The sequence below is a fragment of the Catenulispora pinistramenti genome, from assembly GCF_018274385.1.
GTDB classification, from domain to species: domain Bacteria; phylum Actinomycetota; class Actinomycetes; order Streptomycetales; family Catenulisporaceae; genus Catenulispora; species Catenulispora pinistramenti.
In genome coordinates, this window is record NZ_JAAFYZ010000367.1 from 1 (window position 1) to 5963 (window position 5963).

Below are 5963 nucleotides of genomic sequence, written 5' to 3' on the forward strand. Positions count from 1 at the left end.
CCCGCCACGCCCCCGCCGCCCCGAATCGCCGCACAAGTTGCGTCGAACGAGTGAGCGGCCCGGGCATGTCGCGGTGCCGCGGTGCCGCAGTGTCGAGGTACCGCGGTGCCGCAGCGTCGCAGTGCCGCAGTGCCGCAGCGTCGCGGACCCTACTTCTTCCGGGCAGTCGCCATGACCGCCAACTCCTGCAGCACGCTCCTGGCCTCGCCGTCGATCGGCGCGGCCTCGACCGCCGCCTGCGCCTCCTGCGTCAGCGCGGCGATCCGCGTCTCGACGTCGTCCAGCGCCCCGGTGGAGCGGATGATGTCCTGCAGCTCGGCGACCCCGGCCGTGTCCAGGTCCGGGTTGCCGAGCTCGGCGCGCAGCGTCTTGATCGCGGCCGGGCTGTCGGCGCGCGCCGCGGCCAGCGCCACCAGCAGCGTCTGCTTGCCCTCGCGCAGGTCGTCACCGGCCGGCTTGCCGGTGGCCGCCGGGTCGCCGAACACGCCCAGGACATCGTCGCGCAGCTGGAAGGCCTCGCCCAGCGGCAGGCCGTAGGCGGAGTAGGCGGCGATCACGTCCGGGGTGCCGCCGGCCAGCATCGCGCCCACGTGCAGCGGACGCTCGATGGTGTACTTCGCGGACTTGAAGCGGATCACGGTCTGGGCCCGCTGCGCCGCGCGCTCCGGCTCGTCCAGGCCGTGCGCCTGGGCCAGCACGTCCAGGTACTGGCCGGCCATCACCTCGGTGCGCATGACGTCGAAGTACCTACGGGCCGCGGCGATCCGCTCGGCCGGCAGGCCGCAGCCGGCGAACATCTCGTCGCACCAGGTCAGGCAGACGTCGCCGAGCAGGATCGCGGCCGCGGCGCCGAAGCGGGCCTCCGATCCCTCCCAGGCGGCCTCGCGGTGCGCGGCGGCGAAGCGGCGGTGGATGGCCGGCATGCCGCGGCGGGTGTCGGAGTCGTCCATGTAGTCGTCGTGGATCAGCGCCGAAGCCTGGAGGAGTTCCAGGGCCGCGGCGGCGTGGACTATGCCGTCCTCCTCCTGGGCGCTCGCGCTGTCGCCGAGCACTCCGCGCCAACCCCAGTAGCAGAACCCCGGGCGCATCAGCTTGCCGCCGTCCAGGAACTCGCGCAGCGCGGTCGGCAGCGGTGCCAGCTCGGCCGACATCGCGATCAGGGCCGCGCCCTGGCGGTCCAGGAACACCGAGAGTGCGGTGTCTACTCGGTTACGCAGGGAGTGACGGTCCAGGGGGTTCACGGGAACAACCATACGGGTGCACTTTCACCGCCTGTGTCTCGCGTCTCGGGACGACCAGGTTCCCTGCCTTACAACGGGCGACATGGTCAGTACGGTGGATTCATGGCACTGGGATTACCCTCCGTGCGGCCGGACCGTGCCGCGACCGTCCGCGAGCTGTTGGCCCGCGGGGAGCGCTCGTACTCCTTCGAGTTCTTCCCACCGCGGGACGATGCGCAGGAGCAGCAGCTCTGGCGGGCTTTGCGGCGGCTGGAGGGGTACTCGCCGACGTTCGTCTCGGTGACGTACGGCGCGGGTGGCACCACGCGGATGAAGACCGTGGAGACCACGGAACGGATCGCCGCCGAGACCACGCTTACGCCTGTGGGACACCTCACAGCGGTCGACCACTCCGTCGCGGAGCTGCGGCACGTGATCGGGCAGTACGCGGACGCCGGGGTGCGCAACATCCTGGCGCTGCGGGGCGATCCGCCCGGCGATCCGCTGGGGGACTGGGAGGCGCATCCCGAGGGCCTGAGCTACGCGAGCGAACTCGTGGATCTGGTGAGGGAATCGGGGGAGTTCTGTGTAGGCGTCGCCGCCTTCCCGGAGATGCACCCCCGCTCGCCGGACTGGGATTCGGACGTCGCGCACTTCGTGCGCAAGTGCCGGCGCGGCGCGGACTTCGCCATCACGCAGATGTTCTTCCTGACGGACGACTACCTGCGGCTGCGGGACCGGGTCGCGGCGGCGGGGTGCGACGTGCCGATCCTGCCGGGCGTGATGCCGGTGACCAACGTCGCGCAGATCAAGCGGATCACCGGGCTGACCGGGCAGGCGTTCCCGGCCGAGCTGGAGCGCTCGCTGATGGCGGTGGACGGGGACAAGGCAGCGGTACGCGCGGTCGGGGTCGAGTGGACGACGCGGATGTGCGAGCGGCTGCTGGCCGAGGGGGTGCCGGGGCTGCACTTCATCACGCTGAACATGTCGACGGCGACGTTGGAGATCTACCGCAACCTCGGGTTGGACCGGCGGCACGAGCAGGCTGTGGGGACCCGGTTGTCGGCCTGAGGTCTCTCAAGCCCCGGCCTCCGATCCACTCATACGCTCATCCGACCGCCCCGCGACCCATTCACCAGCACTGTCACCTTGTCTGATTAACACCGCCCGATCGGGCCACCCCTGCGGCGCCCCGTGTGCCAGCCTGCGAAGAACAGTCCAGGGGGCCGGAGAAGGAGGCACCAATATGCAGCCGCTGGGAGTCCGATACGCGGTCCCCGTGGACCTGGCGGCGGTCCACGCCGTCACCCACTCGGCCTACCGCCACTACGTCGCCCGCATCGGCGCCCGGCCCGCCCCGATGGACGCCGACTACCCGCACCTGATGCGCCGGGGCTGCCTGTTCGTGATCGGCAGCCCGGCGATCGCGACCGTGACCCTCGTCCCCGAAGACGGCTGGCTCCACCTGGACAACTTCGCCGTCGCCCCCGACTGCCAGGGCCGGGGCATCGGCCACCGCGTCCTCGCCTTCGCCGAGGAGCACGCGCGCCAGCTCTGGCTGCCGGAGCTCAGGCTGCTGACGCACGCCATGATGTGGGAGAACCAGCGCATGTATACGGCGGCCGGGTACAGCGAGTACACCCGGACCCGGCCGGCGCCGGGGCAGGAGCTGGTGCACTACCGGAAGTTGGTCGGGGGCTGGGATTTTTCGGGGGCGACGTACTTGCCGACGGCCGCTGAGGCCGCGCTGGCGGGGGCGCGGTAGGAGAGCGGGGCCGCCGGGTTCGTCGGGGATCCGTCGGGGGTTCGCCGGGGCAGTTTGCATGCGGCACAGTCCGTATGCGGCCCAGTTCGCATGCGACGCGCTCCCCGAAATCCGACTGACGCCGACCCGCTAGTGCGACAGGATGTTCGCTTGCCCTCTGGCGAGCGAAAGGCGTCCTCCGCATGCCGCACCCCGCACCGCAGGTGACTCCCGAACCGGCCGACCCGCTCACCGCCGAACTGGTGGTGGACACGGCCGCCGCCGTGGCACCGGCCATCTCGCCGGACGGCCGCCTGGTCGCCTACGGAGTGATCGCGAAAGGCGGAAGGGACGGGCGTCCGCACGGGTCCATCTGGGTCGCCGCCGCCGACGGCGGCACCTCCCCGCGCAGGCTGACCGACGACACGGCCCGCGACCTCGACCCGAAGTGGGCCCCGGACTCGGCCTCTGTCTTCTTCACCTCCGACCGCGCGGAGCAGGGTACTGCCCAACTCCAGCGGATCCGTCTGGACGGTTTGGACGGGCCGGACGGTCTGGATGGGCTGGCTGGTCTGGATGGTCTGGCTGGTCTGGACGACAGCGAGGACATCACCGAGGACATCACCGAGGCCAAAGCCGAGACCCTGACCAGTTGGCGCGGCGGCATCGCCGACTACTGGCCGCTCTTCGACGGCCGCACCGTCGCCGTGCTCGCCGAGGACGAACCCTCCGCCGAGGACGAACGCCGTGCGGCTGAGCGTGACGACGCCATGGTCTGGGGCCGGCACCTTCCCGTCACCCGCCTGCGCCTGCTCGACCTGGCGACCGGGGCGCTCCGCACCGTGGACGGCCTCGGGGACCGGCATGTGATCGCGCTCGCCCAGCGTCCGGACGGCGGTCCGCTGGCGGTGCTGAGCTGGTCCACCCCGGAGATCGACGCCGGCGTCGTGACGTCGGAGCTGCATGTGGTCGACCCGGGCTCGGCAGCCGTCCACGATCTGGGCCCGGTCGGGATCGAGGCCCAGTCTCCGGCTTGGTGGCAGCACAAGGGTGTCTGGCATCTGGCCCACCTGGCGGTGTCCCCTGGGCACGTGATCGGCGGGCTCGCCGTGCTCGACACTGTCCCGTCGGCGACCGTCCCGCCCGCGATCGTCCCGTCGGCAACCGTCCCACTGGCAACCGTCCCGGCCGTCGAACACCGCGACCTCACCGTCGGCATGGGGGTCTGCCCGACCGAGCTGGTGCAGGTCGCGGACGGGCCGCTGCTCGCACTGTTCGCCGACGGCCTGGACACCGCGCTGTACCGACTCGACCCAGAGCCCCTGCGGTTCCACCGGTTGTCCTCCGTACCCGGCATTCTCGCCGGGCTCACCGCGAGCCGCGATGGGGGAACCTGCGCGCTGCTGGCGAGTACGGCGTACGAGCCCGGGAACGTCCACGCCGGACGTGTCGGCGGACCACTGTCCCGGCTCAGCGACACCAGGCCCGAACTGCGCGCGATCCGCTGGGGTCTCCAGGAACGCCTCAGCTACGAGGCATCCGACGGAATCCTGTTGGACGGCTTACTGATCCTGCCTGCCGGCCGGACCCGCGACGACGGCCCATTCCCTCTCGTCACCATGGTTCACGGCGGCCCTTACTTCCGCTATGCCGACGAGTTCAACCTCAATGCGATGGACTCCGGCCAGTGGCTGGCGACCGCCGGGTACGCGGTCTTCCTGCCCAACCCCCGAGGCGGCTCGGGGCACGGCCACGAGTTCGCCGCCCTGGCTGCCGGCGCGGTCGGTGGCGACGAGTGGACCGACATCACCAGCGGCATAGACCTGTTGGTCGCACAGGGAGTCGCCGACCCCGAGCGGCTGGCCATCTCCGGATGGAGCCACGGGGGCTTCATGGCGGCATGGGCGATAGGCCGCACCGACAGGTTCAAGGCCGCCGTGATGGGCGCCGGTATCAGCGACTGGGGCATGCAGGCCGGGACCGGCGAGTGGGGACCCATCGATGCGGCGCTCGGCGGCAGCACCGGCTGGGAGGGCCCCGGGCCCCACATCCACGACCGGCACAGCCCCATCTCCTACGCCTCCAGAATCCGCACCCCGCTGCTGATCCTGCACGGCGAACAGGACACCAACGTCCCGCTCAGTCAGGCGATCCACTTGCATCGCGCGCTGCGCCACTTCGGGGCCGAGCACGAGCTGGTCGTCTATCCCCGCGAGGGCCATTGGCTCCTTGAGCGCACTCACCAACTCGATGTGCTTCGGCGAATCCGCGCCTGGTACGACCGCTGGCTCTAGTTCTACAGCTCTACAGCTCTACAGCTCTACAGCTCTACAGCTCTACAGCTCTACAGCTCTACAGCTCTACAGCTCTACAGCTCTAGAACTCCGGACCTGTAGACCGTGGCCGATGCGGCGAGAGCTAGCGGAAGGCCTTCGCCTCGGCCACAGTCACCTCTGCCACGGATGCCTCAGCCATCGCCTCACTCATCGCCTCGCTCATGGCCCTAGCCGACGCCGCGTACCCCGCCGCCCGGTTCGCCGCGGCATCCGCGACCGGCCCGGCGGCCGGAGCCGTCGTCCGCACCGGCCCCGTTGCACGCACCGGCCCGGTCGTCCGCACCGGCGCGCGCCGCACCTGGGCTACCCGCCCTGTCGCAGGCCGCACCTGCGTAGGCGCCGTCGCGAAGGCGGCCAGCAGCCGCCGTGCGGTGTCCGTGAACGAGTGCAGGATCGAGTTCTCCGTATCGCTCATCGGGAGCCGGCTCCCAGCACCCGACGGCGTTGTGATGCCGGCGCGCTCGCTCGGCCACAGCGAACCGTCCAGGAACTCTATGGCGTGCCGCCCGTCGAGGGTCGCCACGTGGCCGCCCGCCCGGCGGACCGCGCGGAGCAGGCCTGACTCGCCGTGTGCGTCGTGCGCCGCGTTGCAGTGGCCGCCGACGCGCCAGTAGGTGTCGGCGTCCACTGCCATCAGGCGGGCTGAGGTCGAGGGGCGGGGTC

General features: G+C 71.1%; 4 protein-coding genes and 1 pseudogene. 3 read left to right on the forward strand and 2 right to left on the reverse strand.

The features are described 5' to 3' along the window. Positions 1–149: 149 nt before the first annotated feature. Positions 150–1253 (reverse strand): polyprenyl synthetase family protein, encoded by a 1104-nt coding sequence (locus KGQ19_RS46855; protein WP_212021813.1) that lies wholly within the window; start codon positions 1251–1253, stop codon positions 150–152. A 90-nt stretch (positions 1254–1343) separates the two neighbouring features. Between KGQ19_RS46855 and metF the strand changes: the two genes are divergently transcribed. The 3 genes from metF to KGQ19_RS46870 all read left to right on the forward strand — a co-directional run bounded on the left by metF (position 1344) and on the right by KGQ19_RS46870 (position 5258). Beyond that, entirely contained in the window at positions 1344–2291 is a 948-nt protein-coding gene (gene metF / locus KGQ19_RS46860) for a methylenetetrahydrofolate reductase [NAD(P)H] (RefSeq protein ID WP_212021815.1), read from the forward strand. Positions 2292–2466: 175 nt separating this feature from the next. Beyond that, positions 2467–2985, forward strand: coding sequence for a GNAT family N-acetyltransferase (locus KGQ19_RS46865; protein ID WP_194899530.1), 519 nt, complete (start codon positions 2467–2469; stop codon positions 2983–2985). 182 nt (positions 2986–3167) lie between these two features. Then, entirely contained in the window at positions 3168–5258 is a 2091-nt protein-coding gene (locus KGQ19_RS46870; protein WP_212021817.1) for a S9 family peptidase, read from the forward strand. A gap of 124 nt (positions 5259–5382) precedes the next feature. Here the strand turns inward: KGQ19_RS46870 and KGQ19_RS46875 are convergent. Then, positions 5383–5963, reverse strand: a pseudogene (locus tag KGQ19_RS46875) (hypothetical protein); the annotation flags it as partial.

What these genes read in the sequence shown, in the direction of transcription:
- KGQ19_RS46855 (WP_212021813.1), bottom strand. Translation starts at nt 1,253, where the DNA reads ATGGTTGTTCCCGTGAACCCCCTGGACCGTCACTCCCTGCGTAACCGA.
- metF (WP_212021815.1), top strand. Translation starts at nt 1,344, where the DNA reads ATGGCACTGGGATTACCCTCCGTGCGGCCGGACCGTGCCGCGACCGTC.
- KGQ19_RS46865 (WP_194899530.1), top strand. Translation starts at nt 2,467, where the DNA reads ATGCAGCCGCTGGGAGTCCGATACGCGGTCCCCGTGGACCTGGCGGCG.
- KGQ19_RS46870 (WP_212021817.1), top strand. Translation starts at nt 3,168, where the DNA reads ATGCCGCACCCCGCACCGCAGGTGACTCCCGAACCGGCCGACCCGCTC.